At 69.1% G+C, this 21,533-nt stretch carries 18 protein-coding genes; 8 read left to right on the top strand and 10 right to left on the bottom strand.

Going from position 1 to position 21,533, the window contains the following annotated elements:
• Positions 1 to 30 precede the first annotated feature (30 nt).
• The 3 genes from D473_RS0111380 to D473_RS0111370 form a co-directional block, all read right to left on the bottom strand.
• Positions 31 to 873, bottom strand: a complete 843-nt coding sequence (locus tag D473_RS0111380) for an ABC transporter permease (protein WP_026126849.1) — start codon at positions 871 to 873, stop codon at positions 31 to 33.
• A 44-nt stretch (positions 874 to 917) separates the two neighbouring features.
• Positions 918 to 1,916, bottom strand: a complete 999-nt coding sequence (locus D473_RS0111375; RefSeq protein ID WP_017609194.1) for an ABC transporter ATP-binding protein — start codon at positions 1,914 to 1,916, stop codon at positions 918 to 920.
• Positions 1,917 to 2,417: 501 nt separating this feature from the next.
• Positions 2,418 to 4,637 (bottom strand): (Fe-S)-binding protein, encoded by a 2,220-nt coding sequence (locus D473_RS0111370; protein ID WP_026126848.1) that lies wholly within the window; start codon positions 4,635 to 4,637, stop codon positions 2,418 to 2,420.
• 558 nt (positions 4,638 to 5,195) lie between these two features.
• Between D473_RS0111370 and dnaK the strand changes: the two genes are divergently transcribed.
• The 5 genes from dnaK to clpB all read left to right on the top strand — a co-directional run bounded on the left by dnaK (position 5,196) and on the right by clpB (position 12,356).
• Complete coding sequence (gene dnaK / locus D473_RS0111365) at positions 5,196 to 7,049, top strand: molecular chaperone DnaK (protein WP_017609192.1); 1,854 nt, start codon at positions 5,196 to 5,198, stop codon at positions 7,047 to 7,049.
• 37 nt (positions 7,050 to 7,086) lie between these two features.
• Positions 7,087 to 7,854, top strand: coding sequence for a nucleotide exchange factor GrpE (gene grpE / locus D473_RS0111360; protein WP_017609191.1), 768 nt, complete (start codon positions 7,087 to 7,089; stop codon positions 7,852 to 7,854).
• Positions 7,855 to 7,977: 123 nt separating this feature from the next.
• On the top strand, positions 7,978 to 9,150 hold the full coding sequence (gene dnaJ / locus D473_RS0111355; protein WP_017609190.1) for a molecular chaperone DnaJ: 1,173 nt from the start codon (positions 7,978 to 7,980) through the stop codon (positions 9,148 to 9,150).
• The gene (locus D473_RS0111350; protein WP_017609189.1) at positions 9,147 to 9,644 is read left to right on the top strand and encodes a heat shock protein transcriptional repressor HspR; all 498 of its coding nucleotides are present in this window, start codon (positions 9,147 to 9,149) and stop codon (positions 9,642 to 9,644) included. The genes dnaJ and D473_RS0111350 overlap by 4 nt, the downstream gene beginning before the upstream one ends.
• A gap of 93 nt (positions 9,645 to 9,737) precedes the next feature.
• On the top strand, positions 9,738 to 12,356 hold the full coding sequence (gene clpB, locus D473_RS0111345) for an ATP-dependent chaperone ClpB (protein ID WP_017609188.1): 2,619 nt from the start codon (positions 9,738 to 9,740) through the stop codon (positions 12,354 to 12,356).
• Positions 12,357 to 12,423: 67 nt separating this feature from the next.
• Here the strand turns inward: clpB and D473_RS0111340 are convergent, their stop codons facing one another.
• The 4 genes from D473_RS0111340 to D473_RS0111325 all read right to left on the bottom strand — a co-directional run bounded on the left by D473_RS0111340 (position 12,424) and on the right by D473_RS0111325 (position 15,959).
• Positions 12,424 to 12,690 (bottom strand): hypothetical protein, encoded by a 267-nt coding sequence (locus D473_RS0111340; protein WP_083917976.1) that lies wholly within the window; start codon positions 12,688 to 12,690, stop codon positions 12,424 to 12,426.
• 108 nt (positions 12,691 to 12,798) lie between these two features.
• Positions 12,799 to 14,070 (bottom strand): RNA polymerase sigma factor, encoded by a 1,272-nt coding sequence (locus tag D473_RS0111335; protein ID WP_026126847.1) that lies wholly within the window; start codon positions 14,068 to 14,070, stop codon positions 12,799 to 12,801.
• Between the two features lie 42 nt (positions 14,071 to 14,112).
• The gene (locus tag D473_RS0111330; RefSeq protein ID WP_017609185.1) at positions 14,113 to 14,532 is read right to left on the bottom strand and encodes a YciI family protein; all 420 of its coding nucleotides are present in this window, start codon (positions 14,530 to 14,532) and stop codon (positions 14,113 to 14,115) included.
• Positions 14,533 to 14,651: 119 nt separating this feature from the next.
• On the bottom strand, positions 14,652 to 15,959 hold the full coding sequence (locus tag D473_RS0111325; protein ID WP_017609184.1) for an MFS transporter: 1,308 nt from the start codon (positions 15,957 to 15,959) through the stop codon (positions 14,652 to 14,654).
• 97 nt (positions 15,960 to 16,056) lie between these two features.
• Between D473_RS0111325 and D473_RS27465 the strand changes: the two genes are divergently transcribed.
• Positions 16,057 to 16,230: a hypothetical protein gene (locus D473_RS27465; RefSeq protein ID WP_017609183.1), complete on the top strand. Its 174-nt coding sequence runs from the start codon at positions 16,057 to 16,059 to the stop codon at positions 16,228 to 16,230.
• Between the two features lie 29 nt (positions 16,231 to 16,259).
• Here the strand turns inward: D473_RS27465 and D473_RS0111315 are convergent, their stop codons facing one another.
• Together D473_RS0111315 and D473_RS0111310 are read right to left on the bottom strand one after the other, a co-directional pair.
• Entirely contained in the window at positions 16,260 to 16,559 is a 300-nt protein-coding gene (locus D473_RS0111315) for a helix-turn-helix domain-containing protein (RefSeq protein ID WP_241474767.1), read from the bottom strand.
• A 179-nt stretch (positions 16,560 to 16,738) separates the two neighbouring features.
• Positions 16,739 to 18,871, bottom strand: a complete 2,133-nt coding sequence (locus D473_RS0111310) for an acyltransferase family protein (RefSeq protein WP_017609181.1) — start codon at positions 18,869 to 18,871, stop codon at positions 16,739 to 16,741.
• 472 nt (positions 18,872 to 19,343) lie between these two features.
• Here D473_RS0111310 and D473_RS0111305 point away from each other — a divergent pair, with 472 nt between their 5' ends.
• Positions 19,344 to 19,778: a hypothetical protein gene (locus D473_RS0111305; protein ID WP_017609180.1), complete on the top strand. Its 435-nt coding sequence runs from the start codon at positions 19,344 to 19,346 to the stop codon at positions 19,776 to 19,778.
• A gap of 55 nt (positions 19,779 to 19,833) precedes the next feature.
• On the opposite strand, the gene D473_RS0111300 is transcribed toward D473_RS0111305, so the two are convergent.
• Entirely contained in the window at positions 19,834 to 20,460 is a 627-nt protein-coding gene (locus D473_RS0111300) for a suppressor of fused domain protein (protein WP_017609179.1), read from the bottom strand.
• Between the two features lie 147 nt (positions 20,461 to 20,607).
• On the opposite strand from D473_RS0111300, the gene D473_RS0111295 reads away from it, so the two are divergent.
• The gene (locus D473_RS0111295; RefSeq protein WP_017609178.1) at positions 20,608 to 21,435 is read left to right on the top strand and encodes an aldo/keto reductase; all 828 of its coding nucleotides are present in this window, start codon (positions 20,608 to 20,610) and stop codon (positions 21,433 to 21,435) included.
• The last annotated feature ends 98 nt before the right edge of the window (positions 21,436 to 21,533 follow it).

Here is a 21,533-nt window from a genome sequence, read left to right as displayed (position 1 = left end):
GTCTCCCCTGTCGTCGTCGGACCGTGGGGTTCACCCCTGCCGGGGGTCCCACCGGAAGAAGCGTGCCACGACCAGGCTCAGCACGACGATCCAACCCACGAGGACGGCCAGGGAGGGCAGGGCAGATCCCCACAGGCCGAGCACGCTCTGCTCCGTGGCACCCTCGAACCCGCCGAAGACGTCGTACCCGGTGTAGGCGGCCTGGACGAGCTCGCCGGCGGGGAGAGCGGGCAGCAGACCCACGACCGTGCGGGCGGTCTCGGGCAGGAACTCCAACGGCAGGATGCCGCCGCTGGCGAACAGCAGGATCATCATCGGGACCATGGCGGCCATCTGCGCCATCTCGGCGTTGCGCACCAGCGGGGTGACGGCCAGGCCCAGGAGCGAGAAGACGAGGCTGCCGAGCAGGATCGCGGTGACCAGCATCAGCGGGTCACGCGGGAAGCCTCCTTCCGAAATGGCCATGACCAGGCCGATGATGACGGCCGCCAGGAGCAGGGAGAAGGCGAACACGACCCCGATGACACCGCCGAAGATCGCCACCGCCGGCACCCCGCTGACCCGCAGCCGCTTGAGGACCAGGGACTCACGTCGGGCGGTGAACACGTTCGAGGCGTGGCCGAGGCCGATGATGAGGCTGATGACACCGGTCATGCCGAGCATCATCAACTCGCCCGTGCCGAGGCCCGCGACGACGGGGTCGCCGGGGAACTGCAGGGACATGAAGGCGAAGAACAGCGGCAGCGCCAGGTACATCCACGCCGTCTTGTAGCGCGCGAAGAGGATGACCTCTGTGCGGGTCAGGCGCAGGGTCTGCTTGGCGGCGCTCACCCGGGGGCGGGTCGGCGCAGGGGGTGCGGTGGTCGTGGACATGGTGACTCCTGTGGGTCCGGTGGGCGGTTCGGTTGCGGGTTCGATCAGTCACTCACGAGGTCGGCGGCACCGTCGGCGACCTGGAGGAAGACGTCCTCCAGGGAGGCGCCGCGCACCTGGAGGTTGCGCAGGAGCGTTCCGTTCTCCCCTGCCCAGGCCAACAGGTCCGCGACCGTGTGGTGGGCCCGCTCCTCGACGTCGCCGCCCTTGACGGTGTAGGTGGCCCGCAGCTGCCGGTCGCCGTTCTCGACCTCGAGTTCGGCCCCCTCGATGCGGGGCAGGTCGGAGGTGGGCACGTCGGCGGGCAGCGTGAACCCGATGCGGTCGCCCCATCCGGCAAGGACCTCCTGGAGGGAGCCCTCGACCCCGACCCGGCCCCGGTGCATGATCGCGAGCCGGTCGGCGAGGCGCTCGGCCTCCTCGAGGTAGTGGGTGGTGAGCAGGACCGCCGTTCCCTCGTCCTTGAGCTGTTGGATGATGCGCCAGGTGTCGATGCGGCCCTCGGCATCCATGCCGGTGGTCGGCTCGTCGAGGTAGATCACCTCGGGGCGGGTCAGCAACGCCAGGCCCAGGTCGAGACGGCGCTTCTGGCCGCCGGAGAGCTGGCGGACGTAGGTCTTGGTCTTCTCGGTGAGCCCGACCAGTCCGAGGGTCTCCTCGCAGGTCCGCGGCGTGGACGCCAGGTCGCGGGCGAGAGCGACGCTCTCCTGGACGGTCAGGTCCTCCATGAGGCCGCTGCCCTGCAGGACCGCGTTGACGCGCTCGCGTACCCCGGGCGGATTGCCGTAGGGATCCCGGCCGAAGACCCGCACGCTGCCCGAGCTCGGCCGACGGAAGCCCTCCAAGGTCTCGATCGTGGTGGTCTTGCCGGCGCCGTTGGTGCCGAGGAGGCCGAAGAGCTCTCCGGGACGGATCTCGAAGGAGACGCCCTTGACCGCCTCGAAGTCGCCGTACTTCTGGTGCAGGTCCTGCACGACCACTGCCGGTTCGGGGGTGGTGGCCCGGGGGGTGTCGGTCTCGGGAACGGGGTTCGTCGTCGTCATGGTTCCAGCCTCGCCGGAACCGGCCCCCGGCGGTAGACACCGGTGTCACCGGCTCGCCGTGCTTTTCACCCGGAACCGCCCATGACAGATGTCATCCCATCGATCCACGCAGACAGCCCTCGGCGAAACTGTCGGCCCCGAGTTCACACCGTGGCCGTGGGTACCCACGAGTGGCAGAGCGGCTTCCCCCGAAAGCACGCCGGTCTCGGCCGGGAGGAAGGCCGGGGGAAGAGGCGGTCCGTTCCCTCCTGGGCCCGCTCGCCGAACGCGGTGTCACCATCACCGGCACAGCCGGGAAACGCATCGAGACCTGCACCGACATCCACGCCCTGCGCACCTGGATCATCCGCTCCGCCACAGCCCGACACGTCGACGGCCTCTTCGACCGAGACCACCGCCCCACGCACGGCGAAGGGGCCGGGTACCCGGCAAGAATGCGGTACCCGACCCCTGGGGCCTGCCGCTCACGCGGCCGTGCGGGCGGCTGCGCGAGCGCACGCGTCAGGCTTCGGCGGTCTCCTTCTCGCCGCCGCCCGCGGCCGGGTCCTCGCCCTTGACCGAGCGCAGCAGCAGCTGGGACACGTCCACGACCTCGAGCGACTCCGCGGCCTCGCCCGCGGACTTCTTCTCGTTGATCGCGTCGCCCAGCATCACCTGGCAGAACGGGCAGGCGGTGGAGACGGTGTCGGGGTTGGTGGTCAGCGCCTCGTCCACCCGCTCGGTGTTGATGCGCTTGCCGATCCGCTCCTCCATCCACATGCGGGCGCCGCCGGCGCCGCAGCAGAAGCCGCGTTCCTTGTGGCGGTGCATCTCCTGCGTCTTGACGCCGGGGACCTTCGCCATGATGTCGCGCGGGGGTGTGTACACCTTGTTGTGGCGCCCCAGGAAGCAGGGGTCGTGGTAGGTGATGTTCTCCTCGACCGAGTCCACGGGGGTCAGCTTGCCCTCGTCCACGAGCTTGGCGAGGAGCTGGCTGTGGTGGACGACCTCGTAGGTACCGCCGAGGTCGGGGTACTCGTTGGCGAGCGTGTTGAAGCAGTGCGGGCAGCTGGCCACGATCTTGGTGACCCCGGCGTCGTTGAGTGTCTCCACGTTCTGCTGCGCGAGCATCTGGAAGACGTACTCCATACCGAGGCGGCGGGCCGGGTCACCGGTGCACGCCTCCATACCGCCCATGACCGCGAACTTCACGCCCGCGATGTCGAGGAGCTCCGCGATGGCCTTGGTGGTCTTCTTCGCGCGGTCCTCGAGGGCGCCGGCGCAACCGACCCAGAACAGGTACTCGGTGTCCTCGGGCATCTTCTCGTCGACGACCGTGACCTCGACCGGGTCCTCCTGCTCGGCCAGCTCCTGGATCCAGTCCATGCGCCGTTCCTCGGCCATCCCCCACGGGTTGGCCTTGTTCTCCAGGTTCTTCAGGAGAGTGTTGGCCTCGGAGGGGAAGTTGGACTCGACCATGACCTGGTAGCGGCGCATGTCGAGGATGTGGTCGATGTGCTCGATGTCGACCGGGCACTGCTCGACGCACGCACCACAGTTGGTGCAGGCCCACAGCTCGTCGGGGTGGATGACACCGCCTTCCTCCTCGGTGCCGACGAGCGGCTTGTTGAGGAGGGAGAGGACGTCGACCCCGGAGTGGCTCTCGTCGGGCTGCTCGGCGATGGTCTCCTCGGTGATGCCCTGGAGCAGGTACGGGGCCTTCTCGTAGGCGTGCTGTTGGAGGTCGAGGATGACCTTCTTCGGGGAGAGCGGCTTGCCGGTGTTCCAGGCGGGGCACTGGTCCTGGCAGCGTCCGCACTCGGTGCAGCTGCTGAAGTCGAGCAGGCCCTTCCAGGTGAAGTCCTCGATCTTGCCCGCGCCGAACGGATCCTCGTCGGGGTCGGCCTCCTCGAAGTCGAGGGGCTTCTTGCCGGAGGCGTCCATCATCTGCTTGGCGCCGCCGTGGGCCGGGCTGCCGTCCTGGTTGCGCTTGAAGTAGATGTTGACCGGCGCGAGGAAGCGGTGCCAGCCCACACCCATGGTCAGCTTCATGGCCAGGACCAAGAAGAACATGTAGCTGATGATCAGCTTGAAGGCGGCCACTGCTGCGATACCGGGCTCGGCGACCGACAGCTCACCGGGCAGCACAGCGCCGAAGGCGTGCGAGATCGGGGTCGCCCAGACCGGGAACGGGAAGGTCTCGGAGGCGACCTTGAAGCCGCGGATCGCGAAGACCGAGATGAGGAGGCCGATGATGTAGGCCTCGACGTAGTAGGCGGTCCAGTGCTTGGAGTGCATGAAACGGGACTTGCGGCCGCGTCGCGCGGGGCTGTTGATGAGCCGGTACGCGGTCAGCCCGAGGATGCCGACGAGGCTGGTGCCTGCGATGATCTCGATGGCCAGGCCGTAGATCGTCCAGTCGTAGATGATCGGCAGCGAGAAGTGCGGGTCGAAGACCTCGCCCTGCGCCTCGACCACAGTCAGGACGAGAAGCGGGAACGAGACCATGACGAACCAGTGCGCGATGCCGATCCACGGGCGCTTGAGCATCCGTGTGTGACCGATGGTCTCGATGAGCGTGGTCGTCAACCGTTGTCCGAACGGTCCCTTGCGCTCCGGCTCCACCGGACGGCCGATGCCCACGGTGCGCACGATCTGGCGGATGCTCAGAGCGAACGCGGCGAGCGCGACCACGGCGAAGACCGAGGTGATGATGCCCAATGTCAAGTACAAAGGCTGCATCGTCCGTGGCCTCCCATCCTGCTGTCGTCAACCGGTGCGCCACACACCGGAGGCCGGATCCATGTTACTAGCGAGTAATAGCGTAGGCGCCAACGGATCCTCTACCACACCGCCCGTCCCACGGTCCGGCCGCGGAAACCGAACCGCACTCGCTGTCCGCCAACGCTAGTCATCGTCCGCGCCACAGAATCACGCGGGCCCGCCGAAGCGGCACCATGACACCCCTCCCCTTGCGCAAGCACGCGCCACGCACGCACCGGACCTGCTCCCACCCCTTCACCCCCGGCCGTCCGCCCCTCGACCGCCTGCGGCTCCGGGGCTTCCCGGAGCACCCCCGGAAGCCACCCCGACACCGGACTCGAGGTTGTCCCGGGGTTGCCCCGGGATTCTGCAACCTTCCTCCGCAGGGCAGCACGAGTCGGGAACAATCGAGCTCGACCGTCCGTTGTCACGCCGCAGGAACTGCCTTGAGTCCCCTTGACTCAACTGATTTGACAACCCTCACCCGACGAAGCAAACTTACGTCTGAAGGACTCAACTTTCACGGAGGAACCAACCATGGCACGTGCGGTCGGAATCGACCTCGGTACGACGAACTCGTGTGTCGCGGTCCTGGAGGGCGGCGAGCCGACGGTCATCACCAACGCCGAGGGCTCGCGCACCACCCCGTCCGTCGTCGCCTTCGCCAAGAACGGCGAGGTGCTCGTGGGTGAGGTGGCCAAGCGCCAGGCCGTCACCAACGTCGACCGGACCATCCGCTCGGTGAAGCGCCACATCGGCACCGACTGGTCCGTCAAGATCGACGAGAAGGACTTCAACCCGCAGCAGATCAGCGCCTTCGTGCTGCAGAAGCTCAAGCGGGACGCCGAGGCCTACCTGGGCGAAGAGGTCACCGACGCGGTCATCACCGTCCCCGCCTACTTCAGCGACGCCCAGCGCCAGGCCACCAAGGAGGCCGGCACGATCGCGGGCATGAACGTCCTGCGCATCATCAACGAGCCGACCTCGGCCGCGCTCGCTTACCACCTGGAGAAGGAGGACGAGGCCACCATCCTGGTCTACGACCTCGGTGGCGGCACCTTCGACGTCTCCCTCCTCGAGGTCGGCGACGGCGTCGTGGAGGTCAAGGCGACCAACGGCGACAACCGCCTCGGTGGTGACGACTGGGACCAGGCCATCGTCGACTGGCTGGTCGAGCGCTTCAAGAACGCCCAGGGCGTCGACCTGTCCAAGGACAAGATGGCCCTGCAGCGTCTGCGTGAGGCCGCGGAGAAGAGCAAGATCGAGCTCTCCAGCTCCAGCGAGTCGCAGATCAACCTGCCCTACATCACGGCTTCGTCCGAGGGCCCGCTGCACATGGACGAGAAGCTCACCCGCGCCGAGTTCCAGCGTCTGACCACCGACCTGGTCGAGCGCACCAAGGCCCCGTTCCAGCAGGTCATCAAGGACGCCGGCATCCAGCTCAGCAACATCGAGCACGTCGTCATGGTGGGTGGCTCCACCCGCATGCCGGCCGTGGCCGAGCTGGTCAAGGAGATGACCGGCAAGGAGCCCAACAAGGGCGTCAACCCCGACGAGGTCGTCTCCATCGGTGCCGCACTGCAGGCCGGTGTGCTCAAGGGCGAGGTCAAGGACGTCCTGCTGCTGGACGTCACCCCGCTGTCCCTGGGCATCGAGACCAAGGGCGGTGTGTTCACCAAGCTCATCGAGCGCAACACCACCATCCCCACCAAGCGCTCCGAGATCTTCAGCACCGCCGAGGACAACCAGCCCTCCGTGCAGATCCAGGTCTTCCAGGGTGAGCGCGAGATCGCCCAGTACAACAAGAAGCTGGGCGTGTTCGACCTCTCCGGTCTGCCCCCGGCGCCGCGCGGCGTCCCGCAGATCGAGGTCACCTTCGACATCGACGCCAACGGCATCGTCAGCGTCACCGCGAAGGACCTCGGCACCGGCAAGGAGCAGTCGGTCACCATCTCCGGTGGTTCGGCGATGTCCAAGGAGGACATCGACAAGATGGTCCACGAGGCCGAGGAGTACGCGGAGGAGGACCGCAAGCGCCGCGAAGAGGCCGAGGTCCGCAACAACGCCGAGTCGCTCGTCCACCAGACCGAGAAGGTCATCTCCGAGAACGAGGACAAGGTCCCCGACGACGTCCGTTCCGAGACCGAGTCGGCCATCGCCGAGCTGAAGACCGCTCTGGAGGGCACCGACACCGAGGCGATCCGTACCGCCAGCGAGAAGGTCGCGCTGGCCAGCCAGAAGATCGGCTCGGCCATCTACAGCCAGAGTGAGCAGGGCGGCGACGCCGCCGGTGCCGACCAGGCCGGTGCCCAGGAGTCCACCAACGAGGACTCCGACGTCGTGGACGCCGAGATCGTCGACGAGGAAAACGGCAAGGGCAACCAGTCCTGATCCGGGATCGAGCCGAAGAAGGGAGGGCAGATCCCAGATGGCGCAGTCCGACAACAACAACTCCGGCACCGGCGACAACGGTGAGGAGACCGAGGGACCTGTGATCCGGGACAACCGGAGGGTCGACCCGGAGACCGGCGAGATCCGCGAGCCCGACACCGCAGAGCATGTCCCCGAGGACCAGGTGCCCGAGGGGGCCGGGGCCGACGAGGAGACCGCCGCCGAGGAAGACGCCGAAGAGGCACCCGAGGTCCCGGACACCCCCGAGGACCTCGTCTCCGAGGCGATCAACGCGGACGAGCGGGTCGTCGAGCTCACCAACGACATCAAGAGGGTGCAGGCGGAGTACGCCAACTACCGTAAGCGCGTCGAGCGCGACCGGGTGGCGGTCCGTGATGCGGCCACCGCCAAGGTGGTCGGGGAGCTCCTGCCGATCCTGGACGACATCGGTCGTGCCCGCGAGCACGGCGAGCTCAGCGGCGGTTTCAAGGCGGTCGGGGAGTCCCTGGAGACCACCGCGACCAAGCTGGGCCTGGAGAGGTACGCCGAGCAGGGCGACGAGTTCGACCCGAACGTCCACGAGGCGCTCACACTGGTGCCGGTCCCCAACATCTCGGTCCAGACGGTCATCGAGGTGTTCCAGCCCGGGTACCGCATCGGGGAGAAGGTCCTGCGCCCGGCCCGTGTGGTCGTGGGCGAACCTCAGGAAGAGGCCCCGGAGGGCGAGGAGGCCGAGGGATCCGCGGGCTCGGAGGGTGAGACCCCCTCCGGTCCCGGGGACGACGAGGCCGACGACAACAAGTAGAGGAGGTCCCCGGCCGGGACACCACTGCGTTTCCCGGCCGGGGACCGGCCCCGGCCGACTGGCGGTCGGGGCGGCGTGGAACCATCGGACGCAACCGGCACCAGCGGGAGAAGGCTTTAGTCGATGAGCACCAAGGACTACCTGGAGAAGGACTACTACAAGGTCCTCGGAGTCTCAAAGACCGCCTCGAAGGACGAGATCAAGCAGTCCTACCGCAAGCTGGCCAGGGAGAACCACCCCGACGCCAATTCCGATGATCCCCAGGCCGCGGAGCGTTTCAAGGAGATCTCCGAGGCCTACAACGTCCTGTCGGACGAGAAGCGCCGCAAGGAGTACGACGAGGCGCGTTCGCTCTTCGGCGGCGGCAGTTACAACCCCGGCGGCGGGGGCACCGGGCCGGGCGGGTTCGACATGAGCGACCTGTTCGGCACCTCGACCGGGGGCAGCCGGACCGGTGGCGGGGGCGAACGCCTCAGCGACCTGTTCGGGGGCCTGTTCGGCAACCGCAGCCGGACCGGCAGCGCCACGCGCAGCCGACGGGGTTCCGACATCGAGACCGAGACGACACTGAGCTTCCGCGAGGCCGCGGAAGGGGCGACGCGCTCCTTCCAGCTGGCCGGCGAGACGCCGTGTGCGACCTGCAAGGGCACCGGCGCCAAGACCGGGACCGCACCGCGCATGTGCCCGAAGTGCTCGGGCACCGGGCACGCGAACCAGAACCTGGGGGGTTTCTCCCTCTCGGAGCCGTGCGACGAGTGCCGCGGCCGGGGCCTGGTCGTGGACGACCCCTGCCCCATCTGCAGCGGCAGCGGCCGCGGCAAGAGCACACACACGATCCAGACACGGATCCCCGGCGGCGTGCACGACGGGCAGAGGATCCGGCTCAAGGCCAAGGGTGCCCCGGGTGAGAACGGCGGCCCGGCCGGTGACCTCTACGTCGTCGTTCATGTGAAGGAGCACGCGGTGTTCGGCCGGCACGGCGACAACATCACCCTCACCGTCCCCGTCACCGTTCCGGAGGCCGCGTTGGGTGCGGAGGTACGGGTGCCCACCGTCACCGGTTTTCCGGTGACGGTGAAGGTCCCGCCGGGTACGCAGAACGGGCGTAAGCTGCGGGTCCGCGGAAAGGGCGCCACCCGCAAGGACGGCACCCCCGGAGACATGATCGTCACGTTCGAGGTCAAGGTGCCGCAGACACTCAACGGCGACGCGCGCGAGGCGCTCGAGAAGTTCCGCGCCGCGACCTCCGACTACGACCCGCGGGACGGGCTCGAATCGCGGGCGAAGGGTGCGTGAATGACGTGAACGATCCTTCCTTCGGTGCTGACGCACCGGTCTATGTGATCTCGGTGGCGGCCGAGCTGGCCGGGATGCATCCGCAGACACTGCGGCAGTACGACCGACTGGGGATCGTCTCGCCCGGCCGCGCGTCCGGCCGGGGCCGCCGCTACTCCATGCGTGACGTGCAGATGTTGCGTCAAGTGGCGCGTCTGTCGCAGGAGGAAGGCGTCAACCTGGCCGGGATCAAGCGGATCCTGGAACTGGAACGTGAGGCGGAGGAACTGCGCGAGCACGTCTTCCACCTCGCCAACGAACTGGAAGCGGCGCGCCGCGCGGTGTCCCGTAGGGGGCGCCCGCCGCGGTCGGAGCCCGGTTCCCCCCGGGGGGAACTGGTGCGCCGCACCCGTGTGACCATTTTCAACACCGCCGAGCAGCCCGGGGACGGCCCGGGCCACGACGAAGGGGCGGACGGACCCGGGAGGAACCGCCCGGAGGACGACCGGGGCTAGGCCCGAGGTGTCTCCGCCATGGGTGTTCATGTGGCGCGGTCGGCCGCGATTCATCACTTCATGTGACCTTATTTGCGAAGGGAGTCACCGCCCATGAACTACAAGCTCACCCAGAAGAGCCAGGAGGCTCTGTCGGTGGCGATTCGGCGCGCGACCACCGACGGCAATCCGCAGACCGAGCCGGTGCACCTGCTGGCTGCCCTGCTGGAACAGGCCGAGGGGATCACACGCCCGCTGCTCAAGGAGGTCGGGGCCGACCCCGACGGTCTCAAGGACCGGACCGACGCGGCCGTGACCGCGCTGCCCAAGGCCCAGGGTTCGACGGTGGGCTCGCCCAGTGCGTCGCGCCAGTTGACCATCGTCATCAACACCGCGGCCCAGCGCGCCCAGCAGATGGAGGACGAGTACGTCTCCACCGAACACCTGCTGGTGGGGCTGGCCGCGGACGGCGGTGAGGCCTCCCGCCTGTTGGGAGAGGCCGGGGCGACCCCCGACTCGCTCCTGGAGGCCTTCGAGCAGGTGCGCGGCAAAGGCCGGGTGACGTCGGAGAACCCCGAGGACACCTACCAGTCCCTGGAGAAGTTCGGGGTCGACCTGACCGAACGCGCCCGCGAGGGCAAGATCGACCCGGTCATCGGCCGCGACGGGGAGATCCGCCGCGTCGTGCAGGTGCTCAGCCGCCGCACGAAGAACAATCCGGTGCTCATCGGTGAGCCCGGTGTCGGCAAGACCGCCGTCGTCGAGGGCCTGGCACAGCGCATCGTCGCCGGCGACGTGCCGCAGTCGCTGCTCGGCAAGCGCCTGGTCAGCCTGGACCTGTCCGCGATGGTCGCGGGCGCCAAGTACCGGGGTGAGTTCGAGGAGCGGCTCAAGGCGGTCCTGCAGGAGATCAAGGACTCCGAGGGCCAGGTCATCACCTTCATCGACGAGCTGCACACCATGGTCGGTGCCGGTGCCGCCGAGGGCGCCATGGACGCCGGCAACATGCTCAAGCCCATGCTGGCCCGCGGTGAGCTGCGCATGGTCGGTGCGACCACGCTGAACGAGTACCGGGAGAAGATCGAGAAGGACGCCGCCCTGGAACGCCGGTTCCAGCAGGTCATGGTGGGTGAACCCTCCTCCGCCGACACCATCGCGATCCTGCGCGGGCTCAAGGGACGCTACGAGGCGCACCACAAGGTGCAGATCGCCGACTCCGCCCTGGTGGCCGCAGCGACCCTGTCGGACCGCTACATCACCGCCCGTTTCCTGCCGGACAAGGCCATCGACCTCATCGACGAGGCGGCCTCGCGGCTGCGCATGGAGATCGACTCCAGCCCCGTGGAGATCGACGAGCTCCAGCGCATCGTCGACCGTCTGAAGATGGAGGAGATGGCGCTCGCCAAGGAGTCGGACCCGGCCAGTGTGCAGCGCCTGGAGCGCCTGCGCGCCGACCTCGCCGACAGGGAGGAGCGGCTCAACGGGTTGGTCGCCCGGTGGGAGCAGGAGAAGGAGGGCCTCAACAAGGTCGGTGAGCTCAAGGGGCGCCTGGACGACTTGCGTACCCGCGCCGAGCTGGCCGAGCGCGAGGGCAATTTCGGTGAGGCCTCCCGTCTGATGTATGGGGAGATCCCCGAGCTGGAACAGCAGGTCGAGGCGGCCAGCCGTGCCGAGGAGGCCGTGACCGAACGCGACGGCGACACCATGGTCAAGGAGGAGGTCGGTGCGGACGAGGTCGCCGACGTCGTCTCTTCCTGGACGGGGATCCCCGTCGGGCGGCTCATGGAGGGCGAGACCTCCAAGCTGCTGCGGATGGAGGAGGAGCTCGGGCATCGCCTGATCGGCCAGCGCGAGGCCGTCACCGCCGTCTCGGACGCGGTACGCCGGGCCCGTGCCGGGATCTCCGACCCCGACCGGCCCACCGGCTCGTTCCTGTTCCTGGGCCCGACCGGTGTCGGCAAGACCGAACTGGCCAAGGCGCTGGCGGAGTTCCTGTTCGACGACGAGCGCGCCATCGTGCGTATCGACATGAGCGAGTACTCCGAGAAGCACTCCGTCTCGCGCCTGGTCGGTGCCCCGCCCGGTTACGTCGGGTACGAGGAAGGCGGCCAGCTCACCGAGGCGGTGCGCCGCCGCCCCTACACCGTCGTACTGCTCGACGAGGTGGAGAAGGCCCACCTGGAGGTCTTCGACACCCTGCTGCAGGTGCTCGACGACGGGCGGTTGACCGACGGCCAGGGCCGCAACGTGGACTTTCGCAACACGATCCTGATCCTGACCTCGAACCTGGGGTCGCAGTTCCTCGTGGACCGGTCCGTGGAGGAGTCCGCCCGGCGCGACCGGGTCATGGACGTGGTGCGGGCGACCTTCAAGCCGGAGTTCCTGAACCGGCTCGACGACGTGCTCATGTTCGAGGCGCTGTCGACGGCGGATCTCACCCACATCGTCGACCTGCAGATCCAGAAGCTCGGCAAGCGTCTGGGCGACCGGCGCCTGTCCCTGGAGGTGACCGACGCTGCCCGCGAGTGGCTGGCGCTGACCGGTTACGACCCGAACTACGGTGCCCGGCCGCTGCGCCGGCTGGTGCAGTCCTCCATCGGCGACCCGCTCGCCAAGGAGCTGCTCTCCGGTGAGCTGACCGAGGGCGACGGGGTCGTCGTCGACGTCGATGACGGCAAGAACGAACTCGTGGTCGCCAGCCGCAAGGCGGAGGAACCCGAGCTCACGCCCTGAGCCGGACCGGAGCGACGAACGGGGCCGGGCGCGCAGCGCCCGGCCCCGCGTGCGTGCCCGACCGGTCTCAGATGAGGGCGATCCCCAGCAGGGACAGGGCCCAACCGACGAAGATGCCGATCCAGGCGTACTTGACGAAGCGGTCCTGGTCCTCCCCGTCGTGCTGCGCCATGGCCACCGCGGCGAAAACGATACCGAGGACACCACCGATGAGGTTGCACAGGATCAGGGTCCCGATGGCGAAAGCCAACGCGAGGCCAGGGCTGCTGTCGCCTGCTGAGCGATCGGGGTAGCGGTGATGGTAAGGGCCGTCCGAAGGTCCGGGCTGGTACATGGGGGGATCTCCAGAGTCAGGGGGTACTCCATCCCGTCTGACGGCCCGGTCCGCCGGAAAGTTCGGGGCGGCTTGCTCCACGGGCCGGAGGAAGTCGCCCCCGTCCCTTCACGCTTCGGAGACCGGGACGCACGCGCGGGCGCGGCGCTGCAGGAGCGCGCGCTCGCCGTCGTTGCCGGTGAGCGCGGCGGCGTGCTCGAATTCGGCCCGTGCTCGAGGGCCGTACCCGAGGCGTGCGAGAAGGTCGCCGCGCACGGCGAAGAACAGCGGGTACCGCTCCATGGAGGGTTCGTCGGCGAGGGCGTCGACGATCGCCAACGCACCGCGCGGGCCGCGGTCCATGGACACCGCGACGGCCCTGTTGAGTTCGACGACGGGGGAACGGGTGGCGCGTACGAGAGCGGTGTAGAGGTCGACTATGGCGCTCCAGTCGGTGTCCTCGGTGCGACGGGCGCGGGCGTGTTCGGCGGCGATGGCGGCCTGGAGCACGTAGGGCCCGCAGGGCAGGCGCGGGTCGACGGGCAGGGAGCGTTCCAGGGTGGCCAGACCGCGCGCGATGAGGCGGTGGTCCCAGCGGGTGCGGTCCTGTTCCTCCAAGGGGACGGGGGTTCCGTCGGGTCCGCGCCGGGCCCGGAAGCGGGAGGCGTGCAGTTCCATGAGGGCGAGGAGCCCGTTGACCTCGGGTTCGTGCGGCATGAGCCGCGCCAGCACCCGCCCGAGCCGCAGGGCCTCCTCGGCGAGTTCGGGCCGCATCCAGTCGGGCCCGGTGGTGGCGACGTAGCCCTCGTTGAAGACGAGGTGGACCACGGCGAGTACGGAGGACAGCCGACCGTCGCGGTCGGGACCGGAGGGGACCTCGAACCGCACCTCTTTCTCGCGCAGTGAGCGTTTGGCACGCACGATGCGCTGGGCGACGGTGGCCTCGGGCAGGAGGAAGGCGCGTGCGACCTCGCCGGTGGTGAGCCCGCCGAGCAGGCGCAGGGTCAGGGCCACCCGTGAGGCGACCGGAAGGACGGGGTGACAGCAGACGAACACCAGGCGCAGGAGGTCGTCACCGTAGTCCTCCTCGACCGCGTCGAGGTCGTTCTGCCCTTCGTGGACGGCGGCTTCACGGCCGAGTTCGGTGAGGCGGTCGCGGAAGCGGGCATCGCGCCGCCACCGGTCGACGATGCGGCGTTTTGCGACGGTGGTGAGCCAAGCAGCGGGGTTGCGGGGTGTGCCCTCCCGGGGCCAGGTCTCGAGGGCACTGACGAGGGCGTCCTGGGCGACCTCCTCGGCAGTGCCGACGTCACCGACCATGCGGGTGAGCGCGGCGACGAGGCGGGCCGATTCGTCCCGCCAGACCGATTCCACCGCACCGCGCACATCAGTGTGACCCACGGCACCATGACAGCACCGAAGGTCACACCGCGCAAGCTCGGGTCAGTACCCTTGTGCGCGCAGCTTGCGTTCACGCTCCTTGAGGTCCTCGGGCATCTCGTCGAAGTCGTCGAGTTCGGCGATCCGCCGCAGCTGTAGCTTGAGCTCGCCCTCCGGCGGATGCGGGCAACGCCGGGCCCACTCGACCGCTTCTTCCCGTGAGGCCACATCGAGGATCCAGTACCCGGCGATGAACTCCTTGGCCTCGGTGAAGGGGCCGTCGGTCACGTCAGCGTGCCCGTCGTGGAAGAGCACTTCGACGCCCTCGGAGGTGGGGGCCAGGCCCTCGCCGGTGACCAGTACCCCGGCGGTGACCATCTTCTCGTTGAAGTCGGCCATCTTCTCGTAGACCTCCGGCGGGGCCTCGTACTCCCCGGCGGCTTCCTCCTGCGGGTCACTCATGATGGTCATCAGGTAACGCATGGCGTGTGTCCTTCACGTGTCCGCGCGGGGGACCGTCCCCCGCTCTCACCCGGTCGTCGAACGGGGAACGCCCGGATCGACACACTGCCGAGAAATTTTCGGCGGACCGCCGCACGGCGTCATGTGTGGTCCACGCCTGCGTCGCGTTCGACGTCGTCGGCGTGGCGGGTCAGCCGCCGGATCGCGGGGATCGTCGGCAGGAAGGCCGCGAGCACGGCCGCTCCGGAGGCGATCGGCACGTAGTACAGCTCGACCCGGCCGAGCAGGCCGCCCAAGAGCGCACCGATCGGCGCCAGACCCGCGCCCGTGATCTGCACGAGCGACATGACCCGCCCCAGGTGGGTCCCGGGCACCACGAGCTGGATCGCCCCGACCACGACGATGTTGGAGACGGTCGAGGCGACCGCGCGTGTGCCGAAGGCCAGGGCGGCGGTGACGGCGCCCGGGGCCAGGCCGAAGGCGAAGTAGCTCGCCGTCATGAGGCTGAAGCAGATCAACTCGGTCCGGAACCGTCCGAGCCGCTCCACGGCCGGGCCGGCCAGCACCGCCCCCACCAGTGCTCCGGCCGCCACCGACATCAGGAACACCCCGTAGAACGCCTCGGGCACACCGAAGTGCTCCTGGACGATGAGCACCAGAACCCCGCCCTGCGCCACGGAAGCCATGTTGAGGACGACGTTGAACAACAGGACCGAGCGCAGGGTGGGGTGGCCCAGCAGGTAGCTCAGGCCCGTGCGGATGTCGGCCATGACCGACGGTCGGGCCGCGTCCCCGTCCGTGTCGGGAGGTCCCTCCGGCTCCGTGGCAGGCCGCGCGCCCGCGTCGGGCCGGCGCACCGCCAACGGCAGCCCCAGCAGCACCAGCGCCCCCAGGAAGTAGGCCCCGGCGTTGAGCGCGATCGGCAGCGCCGCCGCGATGACGAACAGGAACCCCGCCAGCGGCGCACCCGCGAAGTCCTCGGTGACCGTCTTGCCGCCCACCAGCCGGCTGTTGGCCCGGTCGAGGGCGCGCGGGGCCAGGGCCGGCAGGATCGCCCGCCCGGTCACGTCGTAGAAGACCTCGCACACCATGACCACGAACATCACGGCGTACAGCGTCCAGATCGTGGCCAGACCCGCCGCGACCAAGGCGGCGAGGACCACCAGAGCGCCCGCGCGGACGAGGTTGGCCACCACCAGCACCCGGCCCCGGTCCAGACGGTCGGCGAGCGCGCCGGCGAGCAGGCCCACCAGCAGCCACGGCAGGAACCGGGCGGCCATGAGCCCCGACACCAGGACGGGATCGTTGGTCAGGGCGGCGGCCAGCATGGGCAGGGCCACGAGCATGATGCCGTCGGCCAGGTTGCTGGACAGGCTCCCGACCCAGAACCGGTTGAAGTCACGGCCCAGAGGCGCACGCCGCTTCCGGGAGGGGGATTCCGTGCTCACGGAGGGCTCCTCGCGGGGGATGGGATCGGACGCCGGTAGCGCCCCCGAAGATCCCCTCAACGGTAGGCACGTCTTGTCACGGTTCCGAGCTGCCCGTATGGCCACAACCGGCCATGGACCGGGTCTCGGACAGTCCCCGGACCTGCGCCTTGGACAGCGTCCGGGGCGAAAGCGGAAGAACCCGCTCACGCGCGCCATCGGCGCGATGGGCCTGCTCGCCGACCGTGTCGGTGAGATCGGCGAGGCGATCGACCGCGCCGTCGGCCGGTGACGCCGGACGCGCGCAGCTCCCGACCGCCCTCACGCGATCTCGACCCGTCGACCTGCGATCTCGATCTCGACGTGGAGCTCGCCCCCGACCGCCTCGGCATACCTGCGAAGGGTCTCGACCTGCGCTCGGACCACAGCCCCGTGCTCGATCTTCGAGACACGGTTCTGGCTCACGTCGAGCCGTTCCGCGAGTTCCACCTGTGTGAGCGCTGCTCCCTCCCGGAGCTCACGCAGCCGGTACGCACGGACCTCCTCGAGCAGGCGCTCTTTGTCGGTCTCCAGCTCCTCACGGTCCACAGGCCCTCTGGCCAACATGTCTTCAAGGCTCATGCCCATCAGTCTCCTCCCCGCAACCTCACGATGTGCGCGTCGAACACTTGGTCGTATGAGTTCCGGTCGAGCTCGTAGAGCCAGGGTTCGACGAGCTCCGACAAACATAGATATACAACGACAGCGTTATAAACCCCTGGCGTTTCACGAGGTCGTTCTCCCCTCCTTCCCGGCCGGGTTCACCACCCGGTGGCGGCGAGCAAGCGCTCCTCGAGGGCAGGGACGAGCGTGCGCATGTAGCTGGCGGTGACGTGGCCGCCGTCCCAGTGGACGAGGACGTTGCCGACGACCGGACGGCACACCCCGGGCTCACAGAACTGGTCCGTGAGATCGAGCGTGCTCACGTGCTCGGGAAGCTCGACCTCCGCCAGCGGCGAGGTGTCGGCCATGGAGTCGCCGGGCTCGGACGTGCACCCCTCGGGCCCGGAGCCGGCCAGGCACTCGGGGACGTCGAACCCGGGTCGGGGCGTGTCCCGCACGGCGACGACCTCGATACCGAGCTCGCCCAGCTGCCGCCACCGGTCGGGGTAACCCTCCACGACCTGCTCCTCCCCGTACCCCGCCGAGGTGTCGAGGCTGGTGGTCGTGCCGGTGGTGAAGACCGCGTCGGGGCGCAGGTCGGCGAGCTCGGCCATGACCCCGTCGTTCCACTCGGCGCACGCGGTGTAGGGCTCGCCCTTGTAGGTCTGCGGGGCGTCGGTGAACAGGCAGGCGCCCTTGACGATGTTGAGCAAGCGCCAGCCGTGGTCCTCGGCGAGCTCCTCCAACGCGGGGAACCAGTGCGCGGCGTGCGACCCGCCGACCAGAGCGATCGTGCGCTCGGGGTCGTCGGTGCCGTACTCGCACACGATGACGTCGGTCCCGGCGGTGTCCTGGTTGCACCCGTCGTCGTAGGTCACCGGGAGGTCGGTCTCGGCGGCGTGCGCGGGGTCGGGGCGGACCGGGTCGGCGTACTCGCCGTGGCCGCCGTCGTCCAGCGCAGGCGCGCCGGGATAGCGCTTCGGGTCGGCGAGCTGCTGCTCGAGGTTGCGTTGTTCGGCTTCCATGCGTGCCGACCAGGTTCCGGCGGTGAGCAGCAGCGGGAGGAGGCAGGCCAGTGCCAAGGCAGGAGCGCGCAGTTTCCCGCCGCCGCGACCGAAATCAGTGGCGCGGTCGGCAACGGGAGTGGTCACAGCAGCCAGCACCACCGACAACGCCAGGACGGCCGCCCCGCCCAACGGGCTCGCCAGGGTGCGGTCCGTCGCGGCCAGGTAGAACACCAGCACCGGCCAGTGCCACAGGTACAGCGCGTAGGAGAGGGAACCCAGGTAGCGCAGCGGGCGCAGGGTCAGGAGCCGGTCGGCGCCCCACGGTGATCCGGTGGTGCCGGCCACGACGACCGCTGCGGCGGCGAGAGTGGGCCACAGCGCCGCGTACCCGGGGAAGACGGTCGACACCTGGAGCAGCACCCCGCACAGCACCAGAGCGGCGAGCCCGGCCCACCCCAGCAGCAGGCGCAGGACCCGGGGCGGGTTCAACCACGGAAGAGCGAGCGCGAGGAGACCGCCGAGCGCGAACTCCCACAACCGGGCGCCGGTGTCGAAGTAGGCCCACGCCTGATCCGTACGGGTGATGTGCACGGAGTAGGCGAGGGAGAGCACGAAGACACCCGTGAGCACGGCGAACACGCCGCGGCGTGCGGAAGCCGTGCGCTGCGCGGTGCCGCTCTCCGCTTCCCCGCGCCGCGCGCTCGCGCGCCGGGTCGCCCACCACACCGCTGCCCCGATCACCACCGGCCACAGCAGGTAGAACTGCCCCTGGATCGACAGCGACCAGAAGTGCTGGAACGGTCCGGTCGTCTCGTCACGAGCCAGGTAGTCCGCAGAGTCGAGCGCGAGCTGCCAGTTCAGGTGGTAGAGAGCGGACGCGAGGGCCTGGCCCGCGCTCTCCTGCCACAGGGTCTCGGGCAGCAGCAGGCGTGCGCCGACCAGGGCCGCCGCGATCACGAGGACCGCCGTGGGTACCAGACGGACGGCCAGGCGGCCCAGGAACGCCCCGTACCGGATCCCGCCGCGCTCGGAGGCCCGCACCAGCGACCCGGTGATGAGGAACCCGGTGAGCAGGAGAAAGACGTCGACGCCGCCGGAGACCCGGCCGAACCAGACGTGGTAGGCGGCGACCAGCAGGACGGCGACGGCGCGCAGCCCGTCGATCTCGGGCCGGTGCCCGCCACCGGCCCGTGGCGTGTGGTCCCGTGTGGTGCCGGCCGCGCCGGCACCGTCTCGGCGCTCGGGTGTACCCGGGCCGTGCTGCGGCGAGGAGAGGGCGGTCATGCCCGCTCATGGTGACGGCCCCGGGTGACGCCCCGGAATACGCAGGCCTACGTGTGTCCCACCACCCGGCGAACCCGGACCGATGGATCATGGGCCCCGCCGCCGAGAGAACCGGAATTCAGGGCGGCCCGTCCCACAACGCCCCGAAAAAACTTCCGGTGCCTGCGAACCAAGTACCACTCAACGGGTTCATAGTGCACGGAAGGGGTTACAGGCACCCGATAAAGCAGCGGGACCCCGGCTGACCAAAACTTTAACTACCTCCGATGATCATGAAGGTCGACTGGATCGGGAAAATTCGCCAGACCCTCGACCACAGGGATCCCGGCCCATCTGGACGAAAATTACCTCGCGACCAGGATCTCGAATCCTCATCAGTCATGACACGTTTCCCGCCCCGGGAATCCGCGCCGTCAACAAATCCCCCGAATCCCCCGGTAATACACATCGCCCCGAAAAAGAAAGAGACGAAATGAAGCGCGATGTCCGTTCCACCGCCCTGGCTCTCCTGGCCACGAGCCTGCTGGCCCTCGGTTCGACCGCATGTTCCAGCGAGGCCATCGGCTCGGTGGCGGAGAACGTATCGGCGGGCACCGAAGCCACGGACGCGGATCACGCTTCCGAGGGGGCTTCGGCAGAGTCCCGGACTCTGACGGGCGAGCTGGCGCACCGGGCTCCGGGCGAGTACACCATCGGCGACCAGGCGTTCTACGTCGCCGAGAACACGCAGATCCTCGGCGGAATCTACACCTGCCCGGCCGAGGACGGCGCCGACGAGAACGGCTCCGGCACCGTCGAGTGCAGCTTCGAGGAGTTCGACGCCGCCCTGGAGAACGGCACCGTCGTCCTGGCCGAGGTCGAGATCGTCGACGGCATCGCCGAGAGCATCACCGAGTACGAGGCCTGATGCACTGACCCGCAGGAGACGGTAGGGGCCGCCGCCCGAGCTCGGGCGGCGGCCCCTACAGCTGTACGGGTTCCCGGCCGGGGTCCGAGACCAGCCGCGGGTCACGGTCGCGCAGCACCGCGACGAGCGGCGACGACGTCCCGGCCTCCTGCATCTCCTGGCCCTCGCCGGACATCAGCCCCACGAGCTGGAAGAACAGCACGATCCCGTTGGGCGTGGTGATGTGTGCGATGTCCACGTCGGGGACGATGACCAACGAGGTCATGTCGCCGTTGGCGGGTTCGCCCCCGAGCGGGGAGGGCGTCAGGATCCAGTGCCCGACGTCGAGGTCGGTCCCGGCGAGGAAGTGGTCGGCGACGGCGTGCAGCACGCGCAGGATCCACGTGGGAACGGCCTTCTCCTCGGGCCCGCGCGGGATCCGGCAGGTGAATTCGAACCCGGCCCCGGAGACCCGGGGCTCCTGGCTGGTCTTCTCGCCGAGTTCGGTGAGTCCGAAGGTCACGAGCAGCCAGTGTCCGTCGAGCGGGTAGGCGAGCACCCCGTCGAGGCCGCCCTTCTTCGCGCCGTCCTCGGTGTCCTCACCGTCGCGGGCGGGGAACTGGATGGTGAGGGGCTGCACGTCGGGGTATTTCTCTGCCCACTCCTCGTAGATCCGGGTGAGCCCCGGCATCAGCTCCAGCATCGTGTCTTCGCCCCTCCGCTTCGATCTCGTGCGTCCTGTTCGAGGATAGGAGCGTCCGGTGAGCACCGCGTCCCCGTTGTTTCACGCGGGGCTCCAGCGGCGAAAGCTCCCCCGAGAGATCCGGAACCTGTTCGAGGAGGGTGTGTCATGAGAGGTCTGCGTCTGCCGTCGGGCGCCGAGCTGCCGGTGCTGGGCCAGGGCACCTGGGGCATGGGCGAGGACGCGTCGGAACGCGCTTCGGAGATCGCTGCGCTGCGGCACGGGCTCGATCTGGGTCTGGGCCTGATCGACACCGCGGAGATGTACGCCGACGCCGAGGAGGTCGTGGGCGAGGCGATCGAGGGCCGCCGCGACGAAGTCTTCCTGGTGAGCAAGGTCCTGCCGAGCAACTCCTCGTACGCGGGCACGATCGACGCGTGCGAACGGAGCCTGCGCCGTACCCGCACCGATCACCTCGACCTGTTCCTGCTGCACTGGCGGGGCGGGGTCCCGCTGTCGGAGACGGTGTCGGCGCTGATCGAACTCCGCGAGGCCGGCAAGATCGGCGACTTCGGGGTGAGCAACCTCGACACCGACGACATGCGCGAACTCTGGGGGAGCGAAGGGGCCCGCGGCTGCGCCACGGACCAGATCCTGTTCAACCTGACCCGGCGCGGGCCGGAGCACGACCTGCTCCCGTGGTGCCGTGAGCACGGTGTGCCGGTGATGGCCTACTCCCCGATCGAGCAGGGCCGCCTGCTCCGGGATCCGGTGTTGGCCGAGGTCGCCGAACGCCACGGCGCCACACCCGCCCAGGCCGCGATCGCGTGGGTGCTCGCCGGCGAGGGCCTGTGCGCGATCCCGAAGTCGAGCCGCCCCGAGCACGTGGAGCAGAACCGTGCGGCGCTCGACATCACGCTCACCGACGCGGATCTGGTGGCGCTGGACGAGCGTTTCCCCGCCCCGGACCGTGCCACCCCGCTCGAGGTGCTCTGACGGTCAGGGACCGACGGTCGGGGCCCGGTGCCCGTATACGTACCGGGTCCTGACCTTCGGGTGAGATCTTTGTTGCGAGCCAGCGACCGCCCTTGTCC

The sequence above is a fragment of the Nocardiopsis xinjiangensis YIM 90004 genome, assembly GCF_000341145.1.
Taxonomy (GTDB): Bacteria; Actinomycetota; Actinomycetes; order Streptosporangiales; family Streptosporangiaceae; genus Nocardiopsis; species Nocardiopsis xinjiangensis.
The sequence above is the reverse complement of the archived record's forward strand: the minus strand, read 5'-3'. Positions and strand labels throughout refer to the sequence as shown.